This is a genomic window from Mangrovicoccus sp. HB161399, from assembly GCF_013184745.1.
Lineage (GTDB): Bacteria > Pseudomonadota > Alphaproteobacteria > Rhodobacterales > Rhodobacteraceae > Mangrovicoccus.
Map to the genome: position 1 here is coordinate 120,767 of NZ_JAATVU010000002.1, position 25,424 is coordinate 146,190.

The 25,424-nt window shown below is 68.5% G+C and carries 26 protein-coding genes; 10 read left to right on the plus strand and 16 right to left on the minus strand.

Going from position 1 to position 25,424, the window contains the following annotated elements:
* Nucleotides 1–134: 134 nt before the first annotated feature.
* Nucleotides 135–710: a lytic transglycosylase gene (locus HCC78_RS01925; protein WP_172327040.1), complete on the minus strand. Its 576-nt coding sequence runs from the start codon at nt 708–710 to the stop codon at nt 135–137.
* A 90-nt stretch (nt 711–800) separates the two neighbouring features.
* On the minus strand, nt 801–1,682 hold the full coding sequence (locus HCC78_RS01930) for an AEC family transporter (RefSeq protein WP_172327041.1): 882 nt from the start codon (nt 1,680–1,682) through the stop codon (nt 801–803).
* 91 nt (nt 1,683–1,773) lie between these two features.
* On the opposite strand from HCC78_RS01930, the gene hspQ reads away from it, so the two are divergent.
* Nucleotides 1,774–2,100, plus strand: a complete 327-nt coding sequence (hspQ, locus tag HCC78_RS01935; protein WP_172327042.1) for a heat shock protein HspQ — start codon at nt 1,774–1,776, stop codon at nt 2,098–2,100.
* 16 nt (nt 2,101–2,116) lie between these two features.
* Here the strand turns inward: hspQ and HCC78_RS01940 are convergent, their stop codons facing one another.
* The 5 genes from HCC78_RS01940 to dapB form a co-directional block, all read right to left on the minus strand.
* The gene (locus HCC78_RS01940) at nt 2,117–3,697 is read right to left on the minus strand and encodes a gamma-glutamyltransferase family protein (RefSeq protein ID WP_172327043.1); all 1,581 of its coding nucleotides are present in this window, start codon (nt 3,695–3,697) and stop codon (nt 2,117–2,119) included.
* Nucleotides 3,698–3,742: 45 nt separating this feature from the next.
* A complete protein-coding gene (locus HCC78_RS01945; protein WP_253948995.1) occupies nt 3,743–4,237 on the minus strand; it encodes an ATP-binding protein in 495 nt (164 codons plus the stop codon).
* Nucleotides 4,227–4,571: an STAS domain-containing protein gene (locus tag HCC78_RS01950; RefSeq protein ID WP_172327044.1), complete on the minus strand. Its 345-nt coding sequence runs from the start codon at nt 4,569–4,571 to the stop codon at nt 4,227–4,229. Before HCC78_RS01950 ends, HCC78_RS01945 begins: the two co-directional genes overlap by 11 nt.
* A gap of 132 nt (nt 4,572–4,703) precedes the next feature.
* Complete coding sequence (locus HCC78_RS01955) at nt 4,704–5,057, minus strand: dihydrodipicolinate reductase (RefSeq protein ID WP_172327045.1); 354 nt, start codon at nt 5,055–5,057, stop codon at nt 4,704–4,706.
* Nucleotides 5,058–5,108: 51 nt separating this feature from the next.
* Complete coding sequence (gene dapB / locus HCC78_RS01960) at nt 5,109–5,921, minus strand: 4-hydroxy-tetrahydrodipicolinate reductase (protein ID WP_172327046.1); 813 nt, start codon at nt 5,919–5,921, stop codon at nt 5,109–5,111.
* Between the two features lie 91 nt (nt 5,922–6,012).
* Between dapB and rbfA the strand changes: the two genes are divergently transcribed.
* Nucleotides 6,013–6,444 (plus strand): 30S ribosome-binding factor RbfA, encoded by a 432-nt coding sequence (gene rbfA / locus HCC78_RS01965; protein WP_172327047.1) that lies wholly within the window; start codon nt 6,013–6,015, stop codon nt 6,442–6,444.
* 1 nt (nt 6,445) lies between these two features.
* On the plus strand, nt 6,446–7,360 hold the full coding sequence (truB, locus tag HCC78_RS01970; RefSeq protein ID WP_172327048.1) for a tRNA pseudouridine(55) synthase TruB: 915 nt from the start codon (nt 6,446–6,448) through the stop codon (nt 7,358–7,360).
* On the opposite strand, the gene HCC78_RS01975 is transcribed toward truB, so the two are convergent.
* Nucleotides 7,344–7,646, minus strand: a complete 303-nt coding sequence (locus HCC78_RS01975; protein ID WP_172327049.1) for a hypothetical protein — start codon at nt 7,644–7,646, stop codon at nt 7,344–7,346. The genes truB and HCC78_RS01975 overlap by 17 nt on opposite strands.
* A gap of 95 nt (nt 7,647–7,741) precedes the next feature.
* Here HCC78_RS01975 and HCC78_RS01980 point away from each other — a divergent pair, with 95 nt between their 5' ends.
* Nucleotides 7,742–8,254 (plus strand): DUF1643 domain-containing protein, encoded by a 513-nt coding sequence (locus tag HCC78_RS01980; RefSeq protein ID WP_172327050.1) that lies wholly within the window; start codon nt 7,742–7,744, stop codon nt 8,252–8,254.
* A gap of 55 nt (nt 8,255–8,309) precedes the next feature.
* Here the strand turns inward: HCC78_RS01980 and HCC78_RS01985 are convergent, their stop codons facing one another.
* Nucleotides 8,310–9,827, minus strand: coding sequence for a catalase (locus HCC78_RS01985; protein WP_172327051.1), 1,518 nt, complete (start codon nt 9,825–9,827; stop codon nt 8,310–8,312).
* Nucleotides 9,828–9,915: 88 nt separating this feature from the next.
* Between HCC78_RS01985 and HCC78_RS01990 the strand changes: the two genes are divergently transcribed.
* Nucleotides 9,916–10,836: a hydrogen peroxide-inducible genes activator gene (locus tag HCC78_RS01990; RefSeq protein WP_172327052.1), complete on the plus strand. Its 921-nt coding sequence runs from the start codon at nt 9,916–9,918 to the stop codon at nt 10,834–10,836.
* On the opposite strand, the gene HCC78_RS01995 is transcribed toward HCC78_RS01990, so the two are convergent.
* The gene (locus HCC78_RS01995) at nt 10,797–11,477 is read right to left on the minus strand and encodes a TetR/AcrR family transcriptional regulator (protein ID WP_172327053.1); all 681 of its coding nucleotides are present in this window, start codon (nt 11,475–11,477) and stop codon (nt 10,797–10,799) included. The two genes, HCC78_RS01990 and HCC78_RS01995, sit on opposite strands and share 40 nt — an antisense overlap.
* Nucleotides 11,478–11,606: 129 nt before the next feature.
* On the opposite strand from HCC78_RS01995, the gene HCC78_RS02000 reads away from it, so the two are divergent.
* Complete coding sequence (locus tag HCC78_RS02000) at nt 11,607–12,752, plus strand: HlyD family secretion protein (protein WP_172327054.1); 1,146 nt, start codon at nt 11,607–11,609, stop codon at nt 12,750–12,752.
* 5 nt (nt 12,753–12,757) lie between these two features.
* Nucleotides 12,758–14,305: a DHA2 family efflux MFS transporter permease subunit gene (locus tag HCC78_RS02005; RefSeq protein ID WP_172327055.1), complete on the plus strand. Its 1,548-nt coding sequence runs from the start codon at nt 12,758–12,760 to the stop codon at nt 14,303–14,305.
* A 16-nt stretch (nt 14,306–14,321) separates the two neighbouring features.
* Here the strand turns inward: HCC78_RS02005 and HCC78_RS02010 are convergent, their stop codons facing one another.
* The 5 genes from HCC78_RS02010 to HCC78_RS02030 form a co-directional block, all read right to left on the minus strand.
* Nucleotides 14,322–16,055, minus strand: coding sequence for a calcium-binding protein (locus HCC78_RS02010; protein ID WP_172327056.1), 1,734 nt, complete (start codon nt 16,053–16,055; stop codon nt 14,322–14,324).
* A 200-nt stretch (nt 16,056–16,255) separates the two neighbouring features.
* Entirely contained in the window at nt 16,256–17,431 is a 1,176-nt protein-coding gene (gene tuf / locus HCC78_RS02015) for an elongation factor Tu (protein WP_172327057.1), read from the minus strand.
* A gap of 182 nt (nt 17,432–17,613) precedes the next feature.
* Nucleotides 17,614–18,177 (minus strand): hypothetical protein, encoded by a 564-nt coding sequence (locus tag HCC78_RS02020; RefSeq protein ID WP_172327058.1) that lies wholly within the window; start codon nt 18,175–18,177, stop codon nt 17,614–17,616.
* 77 nt (nt 18,178–18,254) lie between these two features.
* Nucleotides 18,255–19,364: a M48 family metallopeptidase gene (locus HCC78_RS02025; protein ID WP_172327059.1), complete on the minus strand. Its 1,110-nt coding sequence runs from the start codon at nt 19,362–19,364 to the stop codon at nt 18,255–18,257.
* Nucleotides 19,364–20,575 (minus strand): DUF898 family protein, encoded by a 1,212-nt coding sequence (locus HCC78_RS02030; RefSeq protein WP_172327060.1) that lies wholly within the window; start codon nt 20,573–20,575, stop codon nt 19,364–19,366. Before HCC78_RS02030 ends, HCC78_RS02025 begins: the two co-directional genes overlap by 1 nt.
* Nucleotides 20,576–20,736: 161 nt before the next feature.
* Between HCC78_RS02030 and HCC78_RS02035 the strand changes: the two genes are divergently transcribed.
* Nucleotides 20,737–21,453, plus strand: a complete 717-nt coding sequence (locus HCC78_RS02035) for a hypothetical protein (protein WP_172327061.1) — start codon at nt 20,737–20,739, stop codon at nt 21,451–21,453.
* A 22-nt stretch (nt 21,454–21,475) separates the two neighbouring features.
* Here the strand turns inward: HCC78_RS02035 and parC are convergent, their stop codons facing one another.
* Nucleotides 21,476–23,707, minus strand: a complete 2,232-nt coding sequence (gene parC, locus HCC78_RS02040; protein WP_172327062.1) for a DNA topoisomerase IV subunit A — start codon at nt 23,705–23,707, stop codon at nt 21,476–21,478.
* Nucleotides 23,708–23,819: 112 nt separating this feature from the next.
* On the opposite strand from parC, the gene HCC78_RS02045 reads away from it, so the two are divergent.
* Together HCC78_RS02045 and HCC78_RS02050 are read left to right on the plus strand one after the other, a co-directional pair.
* Complete coding sequence (locus HCC78_RS02045) at nt 23,820–24,500, plus strand: SH3 domain-containing protein (protein ID WP_172327063.1); 681 nt, start codon at nt 23,820–23,822, stop codon at nt 24,498–24,500.
* Nucleotides 24,497–25,339 (plus strand): SDR family NAD(P)-dependent oxidoreductase, encoded by an 843-nt coding sequence (locus HCC78_RS02050; protein WP_216670994.1) that lies wholly within the window; start codon nt 24,497–24,499, stop codon nt 25,337–25,339. The genes HCC78_RS02045 and HCC78_RS02050 overlap by 4 nt, the downstream gene beginning before the upstream one ends.
* Nucleotides 25,340–25,424 lie beyond the last annotated feature (85 nt).

The window sequence follows — 25,424 nt, forward strand, 5'->3', positions numbered from 1 at the left end:
CCCGTGTCCCGGACCGGGCAGGCTGCCCGCGGGAACGGATGGCAAATTTCAGGAAAAGATCGAATGCGGCTTCAGGCGGTATCCGTTGGGCCCGCCCGCAGGCAGGCCCTCCGGTTCCGGATCGTCCGCCGGCGCTACTTGCCGCAGGCCCTCAGCTGCTGCTTGTAGGCATAGGCGCGGCTCTCGACGCTGGAAGCCACGCTCAGGAGCCAGGGCTTCGAGTTGTAGCTGCCGCGCGCGTAGCCGCCGCGCCCCTCGTGATAGGCCAGGTACTGGCGCTTGGCGTCGCTCTTCGGGATTCCGAGCGTGCGCCAGCTGGCATCCATGTACCAGCCGATGAAATCGGTCGCGTCGCGGATGTTGCTCCGCTTGGCGCCGCTGCGGCCCGGACCGCGGCGGTATTCGTCCCAGGTCCCGTCCAGCGCCTGCGCATAGCCGTAGGCCGAGGACTGCCGCCCCATCGGAATCACCCCGAGACCCCATTGGTAGGGCGTCCGCGCGTTGTCCTTGAACCGGCTTTCCTGGTGGATCGTGGCCATCTGCACATGCACCGGCACGCCCCATTTTCGCTCGGTCTTCTTCATGGCCCGGTAGATATCTGCCCTCTGGCTGGCGATGCTGCAGGCATTGTCCAGATTCCGCGGCGGAGCTTTCCCGCCGCAGGCTGCAAGGCCCAGACACAACCCGAGCGCGATCAGACGACTGCTCATCTCTGCCTCGTGTTTATTTCTTGCTTTCTTTGGGCAGAGCATATCCCAGATTGCCGGCGCCGGGAAAGCAAAACCGTCCGCCGGGGCGGCTCAGAGAACCAGCGCCAGCAGCAGCGGCAGCGCGGCGATCGACATCGTGGTCGAGACAACGACCAGACCTGCCACGGCATGGGCATCGGCGCCGTATTTCTCCGCCAGCATGTAGGAGGTCACCGCGATCGGCGTGGACAGCTGCAGAACCAGGACCGCGCGCGCCACCGGGTCGAGACCGAACAGCGTGCCCAGCAGCCAGCCCAGCCCGGCGCAGGCGACGATCTTCAGCGCCGACAGCCCCACCGCCAGCCACACGCCGCCGGGGCGCAGCCGCGCGACCGCCACCCCGAGCGTGATCAGCATCAGCGGAATCGCCATCTGTCCGGTCAGTTCCAGCGTGTTGGTGACCGCGGGCGGCGTCTTCCAGCCCTGCCAGAGGAACACCGCCCCCAGCGCAGTTGCAGCGACGATCGGTTCCTTCAGCACTTTGCCGAGCCCGCCCCCGCCCGCGACGATCCAGATCCCGAAGGTGAAGGACCACAGGATCATCACCGCGAAGACCACTACCGCATAGTCGAACCCGGTCGGCCCGAAGGCGAAGAGCGCCAGCGGCAGGCCGAGATTGCCGGTATTGCCGAAGATCAGCGGCCCCAGATAGGTGCGCTGGCTGAGCTTGCCGAGCGCCAGCAGCGCCGCGAAGCCCAGCGACAGCAGACCGTAGGCCGCCACCGAAGCAAGGGTCAGCGAGCGGATCGCGGAGGGGTCGATCTCGGTCTTCATCAGCGCCGTGAAGATCAGGCAGGGCACGCCGAGCGTCATCGTCAGGCGGGTGACGAACTGGACGCTGTATTCCAGCCCCATCCGGACCCAGGCAAAGCCGACGATCGCAAGGGCGATCACCGGCGTGACGACTTCGAGGACTTTCAGGAAGAGTTCCACGCGCTCTGGTCTCCGCGGCAAAAATATGACATGACGCGGTCTCGAACACGGCCGCCCGGGCCGGTTCTATGTCGTAACGGGGTGCAAGGTCATGCTGAAAACTCAGGCCAAGTACAGACTGGGACAGGTTGTCCGCCATCGCAAGCACCCGTTCCGCGGCGTGGTCTTCGATGTCGACGCCATCTTCTCGAATACCGAGGAGTGGTACGACGCGATTCCCGAAGACAGCCGCCCGTCGAAGGACCAGCCCTTCTACCACCTTCTCGCCGAGAACGACCAGAGCTACTACGTGGCCTATGTCTCCGAGCAGAACCTGGAACCGGACCACAGCGGCGAGCCGATCGACCACCCCGACGTGGTCGACATGTTCGGCGACTACGCCGACGGCGCCTACGAGCTGCACGCGCAGATGAACTGAGCCCCGCGCGCTCCGCCTACCAGCCGAGCGCGCAGCCGTCCTTGCGCGGGTCCGAGGCGCCTTCGAGAATTCCGTTGCGGTAGTCGATGCGGATTGCCTGCGCGCCGCCGAGCGGCCGCTCGCGGAAGGCGACTTCATGGCCCATGTAGCCCAGTTCCATCGCCACCGCCTTTGAATAGCCTTCCTCCAGCATCACGGTGCCATTCTCCCAGAAGCAGCGCGGCGAGTCGATCGCGGCCTGCAGCGGCATGCCGAAATCCACCAGGTTGGTAAGGAAGCGGACATGGCCGGTCGGCTGGTAGGCCCCGCCCATCACGCCGAAGACCGTGCTGACCTTGCCGCCCTCGCGCAGCATCGCCGGAATGATCGTGTGCATCGGCCGCTTGCCGCCGGCCGCCTCGTTGGGATGGCCGGGCTGCAGGCTGAATCCCGCGCCGCGGTTTTGGAACAGGATGCCGAATTCCGGCGAGGCGATGCCGGAGCCGAAGCTGTGGAAGATCGAGACGATCAGCGAGACCGCCATCAGGTTGCGGTCGACCACGCAGAGATAGACCGTCTCGCGGTGGATTTCCCCGGCCTGCGCCAGCGCCATCGGCTTCGCATTGTATTCGTCGATCAGCGCCGCCAGCTTGCCGGCGGTCTCCCCGGAAAGCATGTGGTCCAGCCGCCGGACATGGTCCGGATCGGCAAGGAACCGGTCGCGCGCGTCATAGGCCAGCTTGGCCGCCTCGATTTCCAGATGCGCCCGCCAGGGGTCGAGCGGGTCGTTCTCCGCCAGGTCGAACTTGTTGAGGATGTTGGTCATCAGGATCGCCGTCGCGCCCTGCCCGTTCGGCGCATGCTCCAGCAGCTCGACATCCCAGTAGCGGCCCGAAATCGGGACGCCGCGGCTGCAGCGCGTGGCCGCGAAATCCTCCAGCGTATGCGGTCCGCCCGCAGCGCGCAGCGCCGCGACCATGTCGTCGGCCACCTCGCCTTCGTAGAACCCGGCCCGGCCCTCGGCCGCGATGCGCCGGAGCACCTCGGCCTGGCGCGGCGCGCGGAAGATCTGGCCCTGCAGCGGCGGCTTGCCGCCGGGCAGGTAGAACCCCCTCGCCGTTTCGCCGAGCACGCCGTGATCCTCGCGCCAGTCAAGGGCCACCCGCGGCGCGACCGGAATGCCCTCCTCGGCATAGCGCACGGCCGGGGCGAGGACGGCGCCGAGTTCCATTTTTCCCCAGCTTTCGTGCATGTGGCAGAAGGCGTCGACCGCCCCCGGAACCGTGACCGAGACGGCATCGTGCCGCGGCATCGCATCGTGCCCGGCCGCGCGCAGCGCCTCCGCCGATAGCCCGGCAGGCGCCCGGCCCGACCCGTTCAGCGCGATGACCTCGTCGCTGCCGGGCAGCTTGACCAGCGCGAAGCAGTCACCGCCCAGCCCCGTCATCTGCGGCTCGGCAATGCCCAGAACCGCCGCCGCCGCGACCGCCGCGTCGACGGCATTGCCGCCGGCTTCGAGAATGGAGACCGCCGTCTTCGATGCAAGGGGATGCGAGGTGGCGCACATGCCGTTCGCGGCAAGGACGGGCGAACGCCCCGGCAAGTGAAAGTTTCTCACGGACACAGTCTCCACCAACTCCCTGGGGGGCGGTCCCCCGCGGGATCACGCTTCGGATGCGGGCCGGCCCAGTCCCAGGCCGAACCGGACGATGTTCTTCCCGTCCTGGCGGGCATAGCTCAGCTCTTCCACCAGCTCGCGGATCAGGAACCAGCCGAAGCCGCCCTCGGGGAGATCCTGTCGCGCGACGTCCGTCGCGGCAAGTCCCTTCTCGGGCAGCCGGTCGCCCGGCATCGGTCCGCCGCCGTCGCTGATCGTGCAGACGAGGCGCGTCTTCCGCCTCTCGCATTCCAGCTCGATCCCGCCTTCGGCCCCGGGATCATAGGCATGTTCGACGATGTTGTTCAGCAGTTCGGCCAGCACGATCTCCGCCGTTCCGATCTCCGGCTCGGCGAGTCCCAGCCGGGGCAATTCCCCGCGCAGCCGGAGCAGGGCCTGCCGGACCGCTTCGCTCCCCGCCGGGAAGGCCATCCGGAAATGGGGCGCGGCCCCCTCCGCATCGCCATCCACCTCGACGCAATCCGCCGCGTCAGGAGGCATCCGCGCAGGATCCGCTCGCCTGTTGCAGCGTCTCGTGGATCGGAAAGACCTTGTCCATCCGGGTCAGCCGGAACACCTTGGACACGGTTGGCGACAGCGCCACGAGTTCCAGCGTCTGATCCGCCTCCAGCTGCTTCAGCGCGGCGACGATGGCGCCCAGCCCGCTGCTGTCGACGAAATCGACCTTCGACAGGTCGAGCAGGATCCGGCCCGACGTGCCGGCCGTCAGTTCCCGCATTCTGTCCTTGAACTGGATCGCCACGGAGGCGTCGATCCGCGAGTCGCCGACCGTGACCAGCAGGCCGAAGGGTTGTTCCGTAGATTCCAGCTTCATGTTCCACCTCGCAGTTGCGCGCTGTGGAAGGCTAGGCGGCAGACCTTAACACGGGCTGATCCGTCCCGCAGGGAACCTCGGGAATTGCGGCCGAGTTGAGGACAATTTTACCGATCTTCCGCCGGGCGCGGCTCAGCGCAGGTTCAGCACCGCCGCCTCGCCGGTCCCCCGGTCGGAGGCGAAGCGCAGCCGGTCGCCGTCGATCGCGACCTGCTGGCAATTGTGCGGAAAGCTGCGCGCCCCCCAGGCGAGATCGCGGCAGAAATAGCCGTCCTGCCAGCGCCACTGTCCCGTCACGTCGCGGCCGAAGGCGCGGCCCGCGATGGCGCCGCCCTGGGTGACCGTCAGGCTGACCCCCAGCCGGGTCAGCTCCCGGCCGCTGACCAGCGACCTGAACTCGGATTCCTTCTGGACCACCCGGAACTCCGCCCGCGCCGGAGACGCCGCGAGCAGGGCCAGGAGGACGGCTGCAAATGCCCGTGCCATGGGTTCCTCCGCCTGTTTCCTTTCGGGATACGCAGGCGGAGGCCGTCCGGATCACTCCAGCCCGAGCACGTCCATCATGTCGTACTCGCCGGGCCCCTTGTCCTGGCCCCACAGTGCCGCCGCAACCGCGCCGCGGGCGAAGATGCCCCGGTCTGTCGCCAGATGGCGCAGCACGATGCGCTCGCCCGGGCTGGCGAAGATCACGTCGTGCTCGCCCACCACGTCGCCGCCGCGGATCGCCGAGAAGCCGATCGAGCCTTCTTCCCGCGCGCCGCGGCGCTGCAGGCGCGTCATGTCCTGAAGCTCTTCCAGGGACTTGCCGCGCCCCTCGGCCGCCGCTTCGCCCAGCATCAGCGCGGTGCCCGACGGCGCGTCGACCTTGTGGCGGTGATGCGCCTCGACCACGTCGATGTCCCAGTCGGTGCCCAGCACCGCGGCCACCCGGCGGGTCAGCCCGACCAGAAGGTTGACGCCCAGGCTCATGTTGCCCGCCCGCACCACGACCGCATGGCGCGCTGCCGCGGCGATCTTCGCCAGGTCGCCCGGCTCGAAGCCGGTGGTGCCGATCACATGGACCGCCCGCGCCTGCGCCGCGACTGCCGCGACCTCGGTGCTCAGCTCCGGCGTGGTGAAGTCGATCACCGCCTGCGCCTGCGCCATCGGCGCCAGCAATTCGTCGGAGACCGTGACGCCGAGCGCCGGACCGCCCATCGCCGTGCCGACATCCTGGCCGACCCACGCATGCCCCGGCCGCACGACGGCACCGGCCAGCCGGGCCCTGCCGCTCTCGGCCACGGCCTGCACCAGCATCCGGCCCATCCGCCCCGCGGCGCCTGTGATCACAATTCCCGGCAGCTCCGTCATCGCCTCTTCCTTCGCCTCTTCATCCGGCGCCCTGCGACATTCCTTCCAGAGTCCTGTTGCGGGCGCCCCTGCGATGCCTTACATGCCGGCCATGGCACGCCACAAGCATCACGACACCTTCTCCGGCCCTTCGCAGCGCCAGCTGCGCGTGGGCGAGCTCATCCGCCGGACCCTGTCCGAGGTGCTGAGCCGCGGCGAGATCCACGATCCGGACCTCAACCGGATGTCGATCACCGTGGGCGAAGTCCGGTCCTCTCCCGACCTGAAGGTCGCAACGGCCTATGTCATGCCGCTTGGCGGACAGGGCGCCGAGGCGGCGATCGAGGCACTGAACCGCAACCGCAGCGAGCTGCGGCGTGCGGTCGGCAAGGCGGTGAAGCTGAAATTCTCGCCCGAGCTGCGGTTCCGCATCGACGAGACCTTCGACCGGATGGACGAGACACGCCGCCTGTTCTCGCAGGACAACGTGCGCCGCGACCTCGATGACGGCGCCGAAGACGACGACTTCGATCAGGACGACTGACATGGGACGCAAGCGCAAGGGGCGCGAGGTTCACGGCTGGCTGGTCGTGGACAAGCCCGCCGGTCTGACCTCGACCGCGGTGGTGAACAAGGTCCGCTGGGCCTTCGACGCGAAGAAGGCCGGCCATGCCGGAACGCTGGATCCTGCGGCAACAGGCGTCCTGGCAATCGCGCTCGGCGAAGCGACCAAGACCGTTCCGTTCATCACCGACGCGCTGAAATGCTACCGCTTCATGGTGCGGCTCGGCCAGGCGACGAATACCGACGATGCCGAGGGCGAAGTGATCGCCGAGTCGGCGCAGCGCCCCTCCACCGAGGAGATCGCCGCGGCCCTGCCCGGCTTCACCGGCGACATCATGCAGGTGCCGCCGAAATTCTCGGCGGTGAAGATCGACGGCGAGCGCGCCTATGCGCTGGCGCGCGAGGGCGACGATCCGCAGCTTTCGGCGCGGCCGCTCTTCGTCGAGAGCCTGGAGCTGGTCTCCCGCCCCGATGACGACCATGTCGAGCTGGAGATGGTCTGCGGCAAGGGCGGATATGTCCGTGCCATCGCGCGCGACCTGGGAGAGACGCTGGGCTGCAAGGCGCATGTCGACTGGCTGCGCCGCGTCTGGTCCGGTCCGTTCGAGGCCGACGAGGACGGGGTGAGCTTGGCCGATATCGAGGCCGGGGCGAAGGATCCGGCACTCGACCGGCTGCTGCTGCCGCTGGAGGCCGGGCTGACCGACCTGCCGAAGGTGGTGGTCTCCGCCCATGGCGCGACCCGGCTGATGAACGGCAATCCGGGCGAGGTCCTGTCCTCGGAGGCCGAGTTCGGCGAGGAAGCCTGGGCCGTGCATCAGGGCCGCCCGGTCGCGGTCGGCATCTACAAGGCCGGGATGCTGCATCCCAGCCGGGTGTTCAATCTGTCCGAATGAACGGCTCCCGCGGGCTGAGATCGAGAGGTTTCGGCCGCGTGAACGTCACCTGGCGCCCGCCCCCGTCCGGGGGCGGCTGCGCCCGGGACGCCGCCAAGTCCTGCTGCGGGGCCGGACTCCGGCAGGGCAGCGCCGCGAACTCCGCGGCCGGAAGCCCGATCGCCGCGCGCAGCGGGGCCCCGGCACCCGAAAGCAGCATGACGGTCACGAAGGCGGCCACGCCCGCCGACAGTGCCGCCAGAAAGACATGGCCCAGTCCGTAGGCAATCAGCTGTCCCGGTCGCATCGCAGGCTCCTTTCCGCCACATCCTTAACCGCGATCCCTTGCCGAAGGATGAAGCCGGGCTTGCGCCCGGCCCGCCAATCCCGCACATCCGCTGCATGATCACCCGCACCCACCAGAAGGGCGATGCCGCCTCCATCGCCGTCTATTCGCCCTGCGAGCTCTACCGCTACACGCTGACCCGCGTCTGGGACCCGGCGGGACAGAAGGTGACCTTCGTCATGCTCAACCCCTCGACCGCCACCGAGGTGCAGAACGACCCGACGGTCGAACGCTGCGAGCGGCGGGCGCGGACGCTGGGCTACGGCGCGTTCCGGGTGACCAACATCTTCGCCTGGCGCGACACCGACCCGAAGGCGATGCGCGCCGCGCCGGAACCGGTCGGGCCGGAAAACGATGCGGCGATTGCCGAGGCCTGCGGCTGGGCCGACCGCGTGGTCTGCGCCTGGGGCACCCATGGCGCCTTCCTCGACCGCGGCCCGGCGGTCGAACGCCTGATCCGCGCCACCGGCGTCACGCCCTACCATCTGGGCCTGTCGAAGGCCGGGCATCCCAAGCATCCGCTCTACCTGCCCTATGCCCAGCAGCCGGAGCCCTGGCTGATCTCCTGACGGACGAAGGGCCCCGCCGGAGCGGACCCCTCCAGGCCGCCGTTCCGGCGCGATCCTATTCCGCTGGCTCGTTGACGCCAAGCGGGGTGTCTTCGGTCACCGGCAGCGAATTGGTGTCGCCGGGACCGGAAGCCACGACCTTGCGCACGCCCGCCTCGTAGTCGGGATGGACGCGGCGCAGCACCTCGAACCAGCGCTCCTTCACGCTGTCGGAGCAGGGCGCCATCGCACCGCCCATGTTCCGGTAGAGCCGGCCGCGCTCCTCGTCGGTCATGACATCCATCACCAGCGCGCGGACCTGCACGTAATCCGCATCCGGATCGGCCTGGTCATAGCGCGCCGCGTCGCCGTCGATCTTCAGCGGCGGTTCGGCCACAGTGCCGTCGGCGCGGGCTGCTTCCTCGTACTGGTTCGGCTCGTAATAGGCGTCCGGATGGCCGGAATTCGGCGGGAAGAACCGCATCCCGCCGTCCTTGTGGTAGTTGTGCGTCGCCGGAGCCGCCTTGGGGAAGTTGGCCGGAAGCGCCTCGTAATGCGTCCCCAGCCGGTAGCGGTGGGCGTCGGCATAGGAGAATACCCGCGCCTGCAGCATCTTGTCCGGGCTGAAGCCGATGCCCGGCACCACGTTCGACGGCGAGAAGGCGGCATTCTCGACATACATGAAGTAGTTTTCGGGGTTGCGGTTGATCTCCAGCTCGCCGACCTCGATCAGCGGGAAATCCGCATGCGGCCAGACCTTGGTCAGGTCGAACGGGTTGAAGCTCTGCTTCGCCGCGTCTTCCTCGCTCATCACCTGGATGCAGAAGGTCCATTTCGGGAAACGCCCTTCCTCCAGCATGTTGTAGAGGTCCTCCTGGTAGGACTCGCGGGTCTTGCCGATCAGCTTTTCCGCCTCTTCCGAGGTGTGGAAGTCATGGCCCTGCTGCGTCTTGAAGTGGAACTTCACCCAGAAGCGTTCGCCCTTGGCGTTCCACATCGAATAGGTGTGCGAGCCATAGCCGTTCATGTGCGACGGGTTCTTCGGGATGCCGCGGTCCGACATCAGGATGGTGACCTGATGCACGGATTCCGGCTGGCCGGCCCAGAAGTCGAACATCGCCTCGGGGCTGCGCATGTTGGTGACCGGGTGGCGCTTCTGCGTGTGGATGAAATCCGGGAACTTGTAGGCGTCGCGGACGAAGAACACCGGCGTGTTGTTGCCCACCATGTCCCAGTTGCCGTCCTCGGTATAGAATTTCAGCGAGAAGCCGCGGACGTCGCGTTCCGCATCCGCCGCGCCCGCCTCGCCTGCCACGGTCGACCAGCGCGCCAGCACCTCGGTGCGCTTGCCGACCTCCGAGAAGATCTTGGCGCAGGAATACTGCGAGATGTCCTTGGTGATGGTCAGCGCGCCGAACGCGCCCCAGCCCTTGGCATGGACGGTGCGCTCGGGGATGCGCTCGCGGTTCTGGTGTGCCAGTTTCTCGAGCAGCTGGTAGTCCTGCATCAGCACCGGGCCGCGCTTGCCCGCGGTCAGGCTGTTCTCGTTCGTGGGCACCGGGGCGCCTGCGGTGGTCGTGAGACGCTTGCTCATGGACTTCCTCCGTCGGTCTTAATGGGTAACGCGTACCCCGAGTCAAAGAGCGGATTGCGCATACGGTTCCCTCCGATAAGATCAACTGATGGCTCACGTAACCTTGAAACAGCTGGCCTATTTCGAAGCCCTCGCCCGGACCGGCCATTTCGGACGGGCGGCGGCGCTGTGCCATGTCACCCAGCCGGCCCTGTCGATGCAGGTGGCCGAGCTGGAATCGCAGCTCGGCGTCGCGCTGGTGGAGCGGCGGCCGCGCGGCGTGACGCTGACCGCCGCCGGACAGGAGGTCGCGCGGCGCGCAGGCGATATCGGACAGTCGGTGCGCGACCTGGTCGAGGCGGCCGGGATGCATGCAGGCGGGCTGGCCGGGCCGCTGCGGCTGGGCGTGATCCCGACCGTGGCGCCCTACCTGCTGCCCGGGCTGCTGAAGGAGATCATCCGCCGCCATCCCGGATCGGAGCTGAAGGTGCGCGAGACGGTGACCCACACGCTGCTGTCGGAACTGGCGCAGGGCACGCTCGACCTTGTGATCGCGGCGCTGCCGCTGGTCCATCCCGAGATCGAGACCCACCCGGTCTTCTCCGAGCGTTTCATGCTGATCGCCCCGCCGGGCACGCCTGCCAGCCAGCCCGACGAGGAGGTTCTGGCGCAGCACCCGCTGCTGCTGCTGGAAGAGGGCCACTGCTTCCGCGACCATGCGCTGGCGGCCTGCGGGCTGACCGTGGCGGACGAGGTGGACACGCTCGCCGCCTCCAGCCTCTCGACGCTGGTGCAGATGGTGGCGCACGGGCTGGGCGTCACGCTGATCCCGGAAATGGCGGCACGCAGCGAGGCCCAGCATGACCGGGTCGCGGTGCGCACCTTCGCCGGCCCGCAGCGGACCCGCACCGTGGCGCTGGCCTGGCGCAGGTCCAGCCCGCGCGATGCGGAATACCGGCTGCTGGCCGCGATGCTGGCGGATCTGGCGGCTCAGACCCCGCTGGAGCGCGCCCCCGAGCCGGTGCCGTAGCAGGCGAGAAACATCGTCACGGCAGACCCAACGGTGCGCGACAGTTCCGCCTCCGTCGGCTCGCGGTCGAGATGCGCCATCACGCGGCGGCGGAACAGCCCGGCAAGGCAGAGCTCCACGAACTGGTAGGCGGCCAGTTCGGGATCGGGAATCTCCAGCTCTCCCGCGGCGATCTGCGTCCGCAGGTAGCCGCGCAGCGCCTCCATCCCGCGCCGCCCGCCGGCATCGTAGAAGCGGCGGCCGAGATCCGGCTTGCGCTCGGTCACGCCGATCACCGTGCGGTGCGCCGCGATCACCGGCTCGGAACACAGCACCTGCGCCAAATGCTGCCCGTATGCGTGCAGCACCTCCGCAATCGGGCCGGGCCGGTCCAGTTCCGCGAGGATCTCGGCGAAGATGCGCTCCCTGGCCTCGGAGATCAGCGCCTCGAACAGCTCCTCCTTGGAGGAGAAATAGACGTAGATCGTGCTCTTCGAGACCCCCGCCTCGCGCGTGATGTCGTTCATCGAGGCCGCGTCGAAGCCGAGCTGGGCAAAGACCGTGCGAGCGCCGTCGAGGATCTGCGCGCGCTTGGCCGGGTCCTGTCCGGCCGCGGCCTTTCCGCGGCGGCGCGGGGCCACGGGAACGGCAGGATTTGACATCTTGTTCACCTCTGCGAGAGATTTCGAACCGGTTGGTTCGATTTTGTGTTGATCTGCCCGGAGCTTTCCCCCATGTCAACCACCAATACCGAACCGTTCGGTTCGATTCTCTGACAAGGATCATGAGGCATGGCATTCGACACTTCCGATGACGGCTCCGGCCAGAGCCAGGACCGCGCGGCGGAACCGGTGCGGAACGGCGCGGCGGAAGAGCCGAAGCCGCGCCGCCGGCCGGTGCGCAAGATCGTCCTCGGCCTCGTGCTGCTGGCCGCGCTCGGCTTCGGCGGCCGCGAAGGCTATGGCTGGTGGACCGACGGCCGCTTCATGGAAACCACCGACGACGCCTATCTGCAGGCCGACATCTCCGAGATCTCGCCCGAGGTCACCGGCACGGTCACCGAAGTCGCCATCACCGACAACCAGCCGGTGAAGGCCGGCCAGGTGCTGTTCCGCATCGACCAGGGCGACTACCGCATCGCGCTGGACAAGGCCAAGGCCGAGGTTGCGACGCAGCAGCAGACCATGGCGCGGATCCGCGCGCAGATCGAGGCGGCAAAGGCCTCCGTGACCCAGGCCGAGGCCACCCAGCGTTCGGCCGCGGCGGCGCTGAAGAACGCGCAATCGACCGCCGACCGGGTCAAGAACCTCAATTCCTCGAGCTTCGCCAGCAAGGCCTCGCTCGACGACGCGGTGGCCGCGCTGGAAGAGGCCCAGGCCCAGCAGGCCAATGCCGATGCCTCTGTCCGCTCCGCCGAGGCCAATGTCTCCGTGCTGGAGGCGCAGCTGGCCGAAGCGCAGGCGCAGAGCCGCTCGCTCGAACTGGCCGTCGACCAGGCGCAGCGCAATCTCGACCGCACCGTGCTGCGCGCGCCCTATGACGGCGTGGTGGCGAACATCGCGGCCGAAAACGGCGAACTGGTCAGCCCCGGCACGCTGCTGGCCGCCGTGGTCCCCTCCGGCGCACTCTATGTCGAGGCGAATTTCAAGGAAACCCAGCTGGGCGAGGTCCGCGCAGGCGCCGTCGCGCATCTGACCTTCGACATGCTGCCGGGCGTCGAGGTCGAGGGCCGCGTGGAGTCGCTTGCCCCGGCAACCGGCGCGCTGTTCTCGCTGCTGCCTGCGGAGAACGCGACCGGCAACTTCACCAAGGTGGTGCAGCGCGTGCCCGTGCGCATCGCGCTCCCGGCGGACACGCTGGCCGACGGACGCCTGCGCGCCGGGCTGTCCACCATCGTCTCGGTCGATACCCGCACCGGCGGAACGTCGGGCAGCTGACCGCCATGGCCGTCCCCGAGGAGCATATCCCGCCGCGCCGAATCTTCGCTTTCGTGGCGATGATCTTCGGCATGTTCATGGCGATCCTCGACATCCAGATCGTGGCCGCCTCCCTGTCCGAAATCCAGGCCGGGCTCGGCGCCTCCGCCGACGAGATCAGCTGGGTCCAGACCTCCTACCTGATCGCCGAGGTGATCATGATCCCGCTCTCGGGCTTCCTGGGGCGGGTGATGTCGACGCGGATCCTGTTCACCGTCTCGGCGCTCGGCTTCGCGGCGACAAGCTTCCTCTGCGCGACCGCCACGAATATCGACCAGATGATCGTCTACCGCGCGGCCCAGGGCTTCATCGGCGGCGGCATGATCCCCTCGGTCTTCGCCGCGGCCTTCTCGATCTTCCCGCCCTCGAAGCGGTCGATCACCTCGCCGCTGATCGGCCTCATCGCGACGCTGGCGCCGACCATCGGCCCGACCGTCGGCGGCTATCTTTCCGATGCCTTCTCCTGGCACTGGCTGTTCCTGATCAACGTGATCCCCGGCATCTGCGTGGCGATCGCGACCTTCCTGCTGGTGGATTTCGACGAGCCCGACTGGAAGCTCTTCCGCCGCTTCGACTGGACCGGGCTGGCGGCAATGGCGGCCTTCCTCGGCGCGATGGAATTCGCGCTGGAGGAAGGGCCGGCCAATGACTGGATGCAGGACGAGATCGTCGCCCTGGCCGTGGTGGTGATGTGCGCCGGCGGCGTGCTGTTCTTCTGGCGCGCGCTGACCCGCGAGGTGCCGGTCGTGGACCTCTCGGCCTTCGGCGACCGCAACTTCGCCATGGGCTCGCTCTTCTCGTTCGTGATGGGCACCGGGCTCTACGGAATGACCTATCTCTACCCGCTCTACCTGGCGCAGATCCGCGGCTATGACAGCCTGATGATCGGCGAGGCGGTCTTCGTCTCGGGGGCAGCGATGTTCTTCACCGCGCCGCTGGCGGGGATCCTGTCCTCGAAGCTGGACCCGCGGGTGATGATGGGCATCGGCTTCGCCGGCTTCGCGCTCAGCTCGCACCTGCTGACCGGAATGACCGTCGAGTGGGACTTCAATGAGCTGCTGCTGCCGCAGATCCTGCGCGGCGTGTCGCTGATGCTCTGCATGGTGCCGATCAACAACCTCGCGCTCGGCACGCTGTCCCCCGACAAGCTGAAGAGCGCCTCGGGCCTGTTCAACCTGACGCGCAACCTCGGCGGCGCGGTGGGGCTGGCGATCATCAACACCGTGCTGAGCCACCGCAGGGCCTTCCATTACGAGCGGCTGTCGGAGCATGTCACCTGGACCAATCCCGAGGCGCTGTCGCAGCTGCAGTCGATGGCGGCGAACAACGCGGCGCACGGGCTGGACGCCTCCACCGCGGCGCTCAGCCAGATGCGGGGGATCGTGGTGGAGCAGGCCAGCGTGATGTCCTTCATCGACGTCTTCGCGCTGTTCACCTTCCTGTTCCTCGGCCTCGCCGCAATGACACTGATGCTGCAGAAGCCGAAGGACCGGGCGGCGGCCCCTGCGCATTGAGCGCGGGCCGCCCCGCTCAGGCCGCGAAGATCACGTCGGTTTCCGACAGCGCCATGCGGGTGTCGATCTCCACCACGTAGCCGTTGTAGGCGATCTCGGCGCCCGTGCCGCCGTCGAGGGAAACGACGGCCCCCTCGGGCAGCTGGCTGAGATCGAGTAGGTCCGTGCCGGTTTCGAAATCGGTGATGGTCATGAGCCCGTCGCGGGTGACCGGGATGGAGAAGACGAAGACATCCGCCCCCGTGCCGCCGGTGATCCGCGCGTTGTAGCCGCCGCAGATCGTGTCGTCCCCCGCCTCGCCCAGCAATTGGTCATGGCCGTCGAAATAGGCGACATAGCCCATCTCGGCCGAGATCAGCAGGTCGTTGCCGTCCCCCCCGCGCAGCATGTCGTTGCCGAAGCCGCTGACCGCGCGCAGCGTGTCGTTGCCGTCGCCGCCGTCCAGAGTGTCGTCGCCATGGCCGGCGATCAGGCTGTCATCGCCGCCGCCGCCGGAAATCCGGTCGTCGCCGCCGCCGCCATCGACCACATTGGCGAAGCCGTCGCCCGAGAGCGTGTCGTCGCCGGAACCGCCGGTCAGGTTCTCCACCTCGTAGACCGCGTCCCGTCCGTAGATGCCGGTGGCCTGCGCGCCGGTCACGCCGAGCGAGAAGGAGACGCCGTCGCGCGCCGCCTGGAAGCTGTAGGTGTCGATGCCCTCCCCGCCGCGGATCACGTCATTGCCGGCATCCGCGAGGATCAGGTCGTCGCTGGCGCCGCCGAAGATCCGGTCGTCGCCCGCGTCGCCGCGCAGCGTGTCGTTGCCGAGGCGGCCGAAGATGCGGTCGTTGCCGTCGCCGCCCCAGACATTGTCCTGGCCCATGCCGGCCACGATCTCGTCGTCGCCCGCCCCTCCGGAAAGCGTGTCGCTGCCGGCGCTGCCCATCAGCGTGTCGTTGCCGTCGCCGCCCTGGAGCGTGTCCCGGCCGTTGAAGCCGAACAGGAAATCGTCGCCGTCATCGCCCGACAGCCAGTCGGAGCCGAGCCCGCCGAGGATGTGGTCGTCGCCCGCCCCGCCGCTGATCACGTCGGAGCGGAAGCCGCCCATGATCCGGTCGTTGCCGTCGCCGCCCTGGATGCTGTCCGCACCTTCCGCGCCCTCGATGTCGTCGTCATCCTCGCCGCCCTCGATCCAGTCGGCGCCGAGCCCGCCGATGATCGTGTCCCGGCCCGGTCCGCCCAGCAGCGTGTCCATCCCCTTCTCGCCCTGCAGCAGGTCGTCGCCGCGGCCGCCGTCGATCCGGTCCGATCCCTCGCCGCCGAACAGCGTGTCCTGGCCGATGCCGCCCAGCACAGTGTCGTTGCCGAGCCCGGCGAAGATGGCGTCGTCCCCGCCGAAGCCCTGCAGCGAATCCGCCAGGTCGGTGCCGAACATCTCGTCGGCCTCGCGGAACAGGTATTCCTCCAGCACCTGCAGCATGCCCAGCCCGCCATGGTCGCGGACCGGCTTGTAGCCGAAGGCGAAGGCATCGATGAAGGTGCCGGTCACCGAATAAATGTCGGTGCCGTTCTCGCTGACGGTGAAGCGGGACGCGGTGCCGATCGGCAGCACGTAGCCCGGGAAATACTGGTAGCTGAAGCTGCCTTCGATCAGGACCTGCCGCGTGCCGTCGGCATAGCCGAAGAGATCCGCGTCCATGCGGATTATGTTGACCGGCAGATCCGCGGCGACGGGGTACCGGAAAACCGACAGGTAGCGGGCCTGTGCCATTCGCGCCTCCCTGGAATGAGCCCCCAAGGTTTGACGCGAATTTTCCTAAGATATTCCTCTCCGCCGCAGCCTGCAGGCGGAAATTTGCCTTGAATTGTCCCTAACCTCGGGCGGTGGCCGCCGGAAACGCAAAAGGCCCCGGCAGAACCGGGGCCTTTCGGAAGCCTGTCCGCTCCGTCCGGAGCGGCGGCGATCGCCGATTACTCGATGATCTTGGAGACGACGCCTGCGCCAACGGTGCGGCCGCCTTCGCGGATGGCGAAGCGCAGCTTCTCTTCCATCGCGATCGGAGCGATCAGCTCGACCGTGAACTTCAGGTTGTCGCCCGGCATCACCATCTCGGTGCCTTCCGGCAGCGTCACGGTCCCGGTCACGTCGGTGGTCCGGAAGTAGAACTGCGGACGGTAGTTCGCGAAGAACGGCGTGTGGCGGCCGCCCTCTTCCTTGGTCAGGATGTAGGCCTCGGCCTCGAACTTCGTGTGCGGGGTCACGGAGCCCGGCTTGCAGAGAACCTGGCCGCGCTCGACGCCTTCACGGTCGACGCCGCGCAGCAGCGCGCCGATGTTGTCGCCGGCTTCGCCGCGGTCCAGCAGCTTGCGGAACATCTCGACGCCGGTGCAGGTCGTCTTCTTGGTGTCGCGGATGCCGACGATCTCGATTTCGTCGCCGACATTGATGACACCGCGCTCGACGCGGCCGGTCACGACGGTGCCGCGGCCGGAGATCGAGAACACGTCCTCGATCGGCATCAGGAACGGCTGGTCGATCGGACGGTCCGGGGTCGGGATGTACTCGTCGACGGCAGCCATCAGCTCGCGGATCTTGTCCTCGCCGATCGCGTTGTCGCGGCCTTCCATCGCGGCCAGCGCCGAACCCGCGATGATCGGGATGTCGTCGCCGGGGAAGTCGTAGGAGGACAGCAGTTCGCGGACTTCCATCTCGACGAGCTCGAGCAGCTCCTCGTCATCGACCTGGTCGACCTTGTTGAGGAACACGACCAGCGCCGGGACGCCGACCTGGCGCGCCAGCAGGATGTGCTCGCGGGTCTGCGGCATCGGGCCGTCGGCGGCGTTCACGACCAGGATCGCGCCGTCCATCTGGGCGGCACCGGTGATCATGTTCTTGACGTAGTCGGCGTGGCCGGGGCAGTCGACGTGGGCGTAGTGGCGCGCCTCGGTCTCGTATTCCACGTGCGCGGTGGAGATGGTGATGCCGCGGGCCTTCTCTTCCGGCGCGCCGTCGATCTGGTCGTAGGCGCGGAATTCGCCGAAGTACTTCGTGATTGCTGCGGTCAGCGTCGTCTTGCCGTGGTCAACGTGACCGATCGTGCCGATGTTCACGTGCGGCTTGTTACGCTCAAACTTTGCCTTTGCCATGTCTTCGGGCGCCTTTTCTGGGGGCGGTCCGCCCGCCCTTGGTCATCAACGGCAGCCGGGTACGGAACCCGTGCAGGAGAGTCAAGCCTTCCGAACGCGCCAGGACCCTGTTTGCGGCGCCCCGGCACCGTTTCCGCGCTGCGGCACGCGCGCAACGGGCGGAAATCCGCGGGCGGCGGCGGTCAGCTGGCGGGTTCGGCGTCCCCGGCAGGCACGGAGGGGGCGAACCAGCCCTCGTTCTCGCGCATCCATTTCTCGATCTCGACGGCGGCATTGTCGGCAAGTTCGGCCAGCTGCTCTTCGGCCCCCTGGGTGTAGCCGGTGCCGAGGATCTGGTCGCCGCCGGCATCCTCCCAGACGACGAGCTGCTTCCAGTCGCCGCTGATCCGCTTCTGGCCGCTGTCGTAGATGCCGACATTCATCGCCAGCAGCGAGCGCGGCGCCAGGATCACCGGGATGCCCGGCGCGGCCAGCGCGTAGGCCACGACCTTGATGGCGATGGAGTACTTGCCGCTGCCCTCGAAGCGGCGGAAGCGCGCATCGACCGCCTGGGTCACCGCCGTCTCGATCGAGGCGTCGTCGGTGCTGCGCGACATCGGGCCCTTCTGCGGGTCGTCGACCACGACCACCAAGTGCTGCAGGCTGAAATCGCCCAGCGGCCGCCCAGCAACATCCGGAGAGATGTCCGTGGTGCAGGCTGTCAGGGCGAGGCTCGCGGTCAGGGCAAGGGCGGTACGGCGGTTCATCGTCTGGCTCCCGAAGGCAATGGCGTCCCGGTTAGCAGGGCTTTCGCGGCTTGGCAAACCGCCGGCGCGCGGCCGGGTCACGGCGTCGCGGATGTCCGGCGGCAGACCGCCTGCAGCGCCTGCCATTCCCGTGGGCTGAGCACCGGCCGGTCCGCGGCACGTTCCGCCGCGCCGCGGGCCGCGCGGCTGCGGGATTCCAGCGCCGGATGCGAGGCGAAGAGCCCGAGCACGCCCGGGGACCCGGGCGACTCCGCCGCCAGCCGCTCGAAGAAAGTGGCCAGGGCAGCGGGCGAGACCCCGGCCGCAGCCAGCCGTTCCGCCGCGAACGCATCAGCCGCGGTTTCGGCGCCGCGGGCGTAATGCGCGTCGAGCAGCGCCCGCGAGGCCGCCGCCACCGCGGCCGCCCCGACCACATCGCCGACGACCAGCCCCAGCACGGCCGCCGAGCCCGCCGACCGCAGCGCCAGCCTTGTCGGGTCGCGATGGGCGACATGGCCGATCTCGTGGGCCAGCACCGCGGCGACCTCCTCGGCGCTGTCCGCCGCATCGATCAGCCCGGACATCACCACCACCTCGCCGCCCGGTGCGGCGAAGGCATTGACCGCATCGGCATTCATCACCGACAGCCGCAGCTCGTGCGGCAGATCGGCCCCCTCGGTCAGCCGCGCCGCCATCTTCCGCAGCGCCGCCAGCCCGGAGCGGCCGGCGCACCAGCGCGCGCCCGCCGGTGCGTCCGAGAACAACCCTGCCGCCTGGTCGCGGATCGCCCGGCCGAGCTGCGCCTCCGCCTCGGCAGGGATCCAGTGCGCCATGCGGTTCGCCAGGAGCGGGATCGCCACCGCCATGATCAGCGCCAGGGCCGCCGCTGCGCCGCCCGCCCAGAGCAGCATCCGCCGCGTGCCCGCCGGGTCGCGGACATGGGCGCCCAGCTTCGGGCAGGCGGCCAGCGCCCAGCGGATCGCCTCGGCCTCTTCGGCCACCAGCCGGGCATCGCCGCCGGGCAGGCGCAGGATCAGCCGGTCGCGGCTGCCGTTGTCGCGCAGCGCCCGGATCTCCTCCAGCGGCCAGAGGACCTCCTCGCCGGCGTCCTCCAGCCCGATCGCCAGCATGCCCTCGCGCACCGACAGCCTCGCGGCGAAGCGCCCGGCGCGCCGTCCGTCGAGATAGTAGCCCCGCGGCAGCGCCATCAGAACACGCCGCCGACATCCAGCGCGTCGGCGAAGCCGTCGGCATCGGCAAGTCCCTCGCCCTCGCGCTGCGCCACCGAGGTCAGCAGGATCGGGTTCGCGATCCAGGCATGGCGCACGACATGGGCCAGCACCGGCTGGGCGACCAGCGCCAGCTTCAGCGGCTCCCAGAGCAGGAAGGTCAGCAGCGCCGGCAGGCCGAAGGGCAGCAGCAGCTCCGGCCCGGAAATCTCGACCGTCCCCTCCTCCAGCGGGACGAGCGAGCCGAAGGCCATCACGGCAGCGGCAATCCAGGCTGCGCCCAGCAGCGCGCCGATCGCCAGCCAGCCGCCCGCGATGCGGCCGAAGACGGTCCCGCTGGCCAAGGCGGCACCGAGGCGGATGCCCTGCCCTGCCGTCTTGTGGCGGGCGAGGATGGCAAAGCTCTGCACGCGGTAATGCACGGCACCGAAGACCAGCCCGGCGCCGCCGGAGAGGAAGCCGAGGATGCCCAGGGGCGGGAAGACCACCGCCATCGGCAGCGACAGGACCAGCACGAGGATCGCAGCGCCGAGCGGCTTCATCGCGGCATAGAGCATCTTCCAGTCGCCTCCCTGGTGCCAGCGGGCATCGCCGAACCAGCTGCGTTCGGCCATGTATTCCTCCAGCTTGAAGGTCATCAGCGGCCAGAGTGCGCCGAGGGTCGCGGCGACCAGCAGCCAGTAGCAGCTGGCCCGCCAGGCATAGCCCCAGCCGCCCGGCTCCATGCCGAAGCGGATGCCGCGCCAGGTGGTCCGCGCCATCCGGTAGCGGCGCGCGCGGTAGGCGGCGTAGAAATAGAGCGGCGCCAGCAGCACGGCGGCATTCTGCAGTGCCGGGGCCAGCACGACCATGCCGCCGGGCGTCTCCTCCTCGAAGGCGGTGAAGCCGAGGAAGGCGAGACCCAGCGCGAGGATGCCGAAGGCCGCGCCCAGCACGGTGACGGCGATCAGGAAGCCGATGAACTTCTCCTTGCCCGTGCCGGTATATTCGAACGGGTCGCCGCCCGGCGCGACCGCCGACCAGACATGCCGCCGGATCCGGGTCTTGGCCCAGAACCGGTAGAGCCCGAGCGTCGCCAGCGTCAGCACCGAGGTCCAGAGCGCCAGCCGGAACAGCCCCCAGAACGTGCCGGAGTAGCTGCCCCGCAGCGCGGTCTCCGGCGGTTTCAGGTCGGGCTCTGTCAGGGTCATCGCGGGGCAGCCTCGGTCAACAGGTGTCCAGAGGTACCGGTCCCGGGCTCCGCCGCAAAGGAGAAATCCCCTCTGGGGGAATTCCCTGCCCCGCCGCGCTTTGCTCCGGCCCATATGTGACGTAAGGTCAATAAAGTCGGACTGCGGAGGGAGGCCGCCGGATGATACGGGAACTCGACCCCGGAATGGTCACGGTGCTGATGGCCGCGGGGCTGGTCTTTGCCTCGGCCGGGCTATGGATGCTGATCCGCCGCGACGCGGCCTCGGCGAAGATCGAGCTTTTCGGCATGAAATTCGAAAGCTCTTCGGCCGGGCTGCTGATCGCGGTGATCGGCGCGGGCTTCATCGCCACGCCGCTTTTCGTCGGGACGAAAACCGCAGATAGTCGTCGCGCCGAGGTGATTTCCGATCCGCCGCCGGGGCCGGGAACGGACGTGACCGAAGCCACCCCGGTGCCGGATCCGCCGGACAGTCCCGTTCCCGCGGCCGACGGCGTGCCGCCGATGCCTTCGGGCGGCGGCCGCAGGATAACGGTCGAGGCGCAGGAACAGGAGCCGAATGGCAGCCTGGCCTCGGCGACGGAAATCTGGCCGGGAACCTCGGCCGGCGGCATGCTGGCGGACAGTTCGGAACGCGATGTCTTCGCCGTGCTCATCCCCGACGGCGCCGCGGGGGAACTGGTCCTGTCGGCAACGGCCGCCAATGTCAGGATGATCGTCTATGACGGAGTGGGCAACGAGATATCGAACAAGTGGCGGGCCGATCGCGGCGCGCTGAGCTTCTCGACCGAGGTCAAGTCCGCGACCTATTATGTCGGCATCGAAAACTGGTCGGTCGGCAGGGACACGCCCTACCAGCTGACGGCCGTGCTGCGCTAGGCGCGGCCGGCCGCCGCCAAGATCAGGACGGGAACTTGTTGTCCCGGGGGAAGCCGCGCGGCGCCATGCGGCCGGAGCCGGCGCGCTTGGCCACCCATTCCTCAAGCTCGGGGTCGGCGACAGTGCGGGTCTTGCCGTCGCCGAAGGGCCAGCTGAGCCCCTCCGAGCGGGTGAAGGTCACCGCGTCGGACATCCCGCCATCCTTGTACTTCTGCAGCCGCACGCCCTTGCCGCGGGCCATTTCCGGCAGCTCTTCGAGCGCGAAGACCAGCATCTTGCGGTTCTGCCCGACCACTGCGACATGGTCGCCCGCGACCGGCTTGCAGACCGCCATGCGGTCCGGCGCCTTGACGTTCAGCACCTGCTTGCCGCCCTTCTGCGAGGCGACCAGATCGTCCTCAAGCACGACGAACCCGTCCCCGGCGGTGGAGGCCATCAGCCGCTTGCGGCCCGGCACATGCGGGAAGAGCGCCATCATCTCGACCTCGTTGGGCAGGTCGATCATCAGCCGCACCGGTTCGCCCATGCCGCGCCCACCCGGCAGGCCGTTGGCGGACAGCGTATAGGCCCGGCCGTTGCTGTCGAGCAGGAGCAGCTTGTCGGTCGTCTGGGCATGGAACAGGAACAGCCCCTCGTCGCCATCCTTGTACTTGACCGGCTGGCTCAGATCGACATGGCCCTTCATCGCCCGGATCCAGCCCATCTTGGAGCAGACCACGGTGATCGGCTCGCGCTCGATCATGTCCTCGAGGCTGATCTCCGCGACTTCCACCGCCTCGGAGAAGCCGGTCCGCCGCTCGCCGAACTCGGTGTGGCGGCCGAACTGCTTGCGCACGGCGCGCAGCTCCTCGGCGATCCTCTTCCACTGCAGGTCCTCGGAGGCCAGGAGCCCGACCAGGCCCTCCTGCTCCTGGATCAGGTCGTCGCGCTCCTTGCGCAGTTCCATCTCCTCGAGACGGCGCAGGCTGCGCAGGCGCATGTTCAGGATCGCCTCGGCCTGCACGTCGGAAAGCTCGAACTCGGCCATCATCACCGGCTTGGGCTCGTCCTCGGTGCGGATTATCTCGATCACCCGGTCGAGATTGAGGAAGGCAATGATGTAGCCTTCGAGCACTTCCAGCCGGTGCGCGATCTTGTCGAGCCGGTGCTGCGAGCGGCGCTGCAGCACCTCGCGGCGGTGGTCGAGGAAGGCGCGCAGCACCTCCTTCAGCCCGCAGACCTTGGGCGTGCGCCCGTCGATCAGCACGTTCATGTTCAGCGAGAAGCGGATTTCCAGATCGCTGAGGCGGAACAGCGTCGCCATCAGCATCTCGGGCTCGACGCTGCGCGCGCGCGGCTCCAGCACGATGCGGATGTCCTCGGCGCTCTCGTCGCGCACGTCGGTCAGGATCGGGACCTTCTTGGTCTGGATCAGGTCGGCGAGCTTCTCGATCAGCTTCGACTTCTGCACCTGGTAGGGAATCTCGGTGACCACGACCTGCCACTGGCCGCGGCCCAGATCCTCGACCTGCCAGCGGGCGCGCAGGCGGAAGGCGCCGCGTCCGGTCCGGTAGGTCTCGATGATCGACGCGCGCGGCTCGACGATCACCCCGCCCGTCGGGAAGTCCGGTCCCGGGATATGCTCGATCAGCGTCTCGTCGCGCGCGTTCGGCGACTTGATAAGGTAAAGGCAGGCCGAGACCAGCTCGTCGATGTTGTGCGGCGGGATGTTGGTCGCCATGCCGACCGCGATGCCCGACGATCCGTTGGCCAGCAGGTTCGGGAAGGCGGCCGGCAGGACCACGGGTTCCTGCAGCGTGCCGTCGTAGTTGTCCCGGAAATCGACCGCGTTCTCGTTCAGCCCCTCGAGCAGCGCCTCGGCGGCGGCGGTCATCCGCGCCTCTGTGTAGCGCGAGGCCGCCGGATTGTCGCCGTCGATATTGCCGAAATTGCCCTGGCCGTCGACCAGCGGGTAGCGGACGTTGAAGTCCTGCGCGAGCCGCGCCAGCGCGTCGTAGATCGCGGCATCGCCGTGCGGATGGTAGTTCCCCATCACGTCGCCGGAAATTTTCGCGCTTTTCCGGAAGCCGCCGGCGGAACTCAGCCGAAGCTCGCGCATTGCATAGAGGATACGGCGATGCACCGGTTTCAGCCCGTCTCGGGCATCGGGCAGCGCACGGTGCATGATGGTCGAGAGCGCATACTGGAGGTAGCGCTCGCCGATGGCGCGCCGGAGCGGCTCGGAACTGTCGTGGGGCGTGGTCGTGTCGGACATGAACCCTGTGGTACTCAAGCCAGCGTCAGCGGTAAAGTGGCTAATCGGCGGTAGAATCAGTGCTACCATTGCGCGAGTCATTTATTCTGATGTCAGCATTAGGAGACGGTAGATGGCAATTCGGCTCACGGCTATTCTCTTGCTGGTCATTTTCGCGGTGATGCAATTCGGCGGGCGCGACCTGGACGGCAGCCCGTTCGCCGAAATCCCCAGCGACGACCCCTCCACCGTGATCCTCGCCGTCGCGCCCCTGGACGAGCCGCTGCAGGCGGCGCCCCGCCCCGCGGCCGCAGCGGATGGCCCTGCCGGAACGCCGGTCGCCGCCGCGATCGCCGCCGTGGCCTCCTCCATTCCGGGGGCCGAGCCGGCCGTGGCCGCCACGGCCCCCGCGGGAACCGGAACGGGCGTCTCGATTGCCGAGCCCGACGGGCAGACCGCGCTCGACATGGCGGTGATCGACGCCGCCGTCGTGGGCAAGGATTTCTCCGCGGTGCCGTCGCGCACGCTGCAGCCGGGCGTCTCGCCCTCCTCGGTCGCGAGCCTCGACACGTTCAAGAAGCGCCAGATCGCCGCGGCCGGGGCGAACTCGTCCGACATGGCGCAGGTGACCGGCAGCAACGTGAACCTGCGCTCCGGCCCCTCGACCGGCAATGCGGTGGTCGGCCAGGCCCGCGAGGGCGAGCACGTCGAATGGATCTCGGAGCCCGCGCCGGGCTGGGCTTTGATCCGCCATCCGCGCTATGACGGCGACATGTACATGTCCTCGAACTACCTGCAGCGGATCTCCGATTGACCCCACCGACAGGCGGCCCCGGCCGCATCCTGATCACCGGCTGCTCCTCCGGGATCGGCCTCGACGCCGCGCGCACGCTCCATGCGCGCGGCTGGACCGTCTATGCCACCTGCCGCAGCGAGGCCGATTGCGACAGGCTCCGCGCCGAGGGGCTGGACAGCTTCCGGCTGGACTACCAGGACGAAGCCTCGATCGCCTCGGCCATGGCCGAGGTGGAGGCGCGCGGCGGGCTGGACGCGCTGTTCAACAACGGCGCCTTCGCGATCCCCGGCGCGGTCGAGGACCTGCCCCGCGGCGCGCTCCGCGAGATCTACGAGGCCAACCTGTTCGGCTGGCACGACCTGACCGCCCGGGTCATTCCGCTGATGCGGGCGCAGGGCCGCGGGCGGATCGTCAACTGCTCGTCGATCCTGGGCTTCGTCCCGGCGAAATGGCGCGGCGCCTATGTCTCGACGAAACACGCGCTCGAAGGCCTGACCGACGTGCTGCGGCTTGAGATGGCCGATACGCCGGTCCAGGTGATCCTGATCCAGCCCGGCCCCATTGCCACCGAGATCCGCCGCAACTCCCGCGCGCCCTTCGAACGCTGGATCGACTGGGAGGCCTCGCCGCGGGCGGCGCAGTACCGGTCGAGCCTGCTGAAGCGGCTCTATGTCGAGCCGCCCGCACCCACCCCCGGCGAACTGGGACCGGAGGCGGTCACCAAGGCACTGATCCATGCGCTTGAAAGCCCGCGGCCGCGCGCGAAATACCGCGTCACCTGGCCGACCAGGGCGGCCTGGGCCTTCCGGCGGCTGCTGCCGATCCGGGTGCTCGACAAGCTCTGCGCCAAGGGCTGAAGACGAATCGCCTTCCCTTCCGCGCCGATATGGCGTAATGGCGCCCTCTCGATAGGCCCTGCTGGACGACATCCCGGCTTGCGCC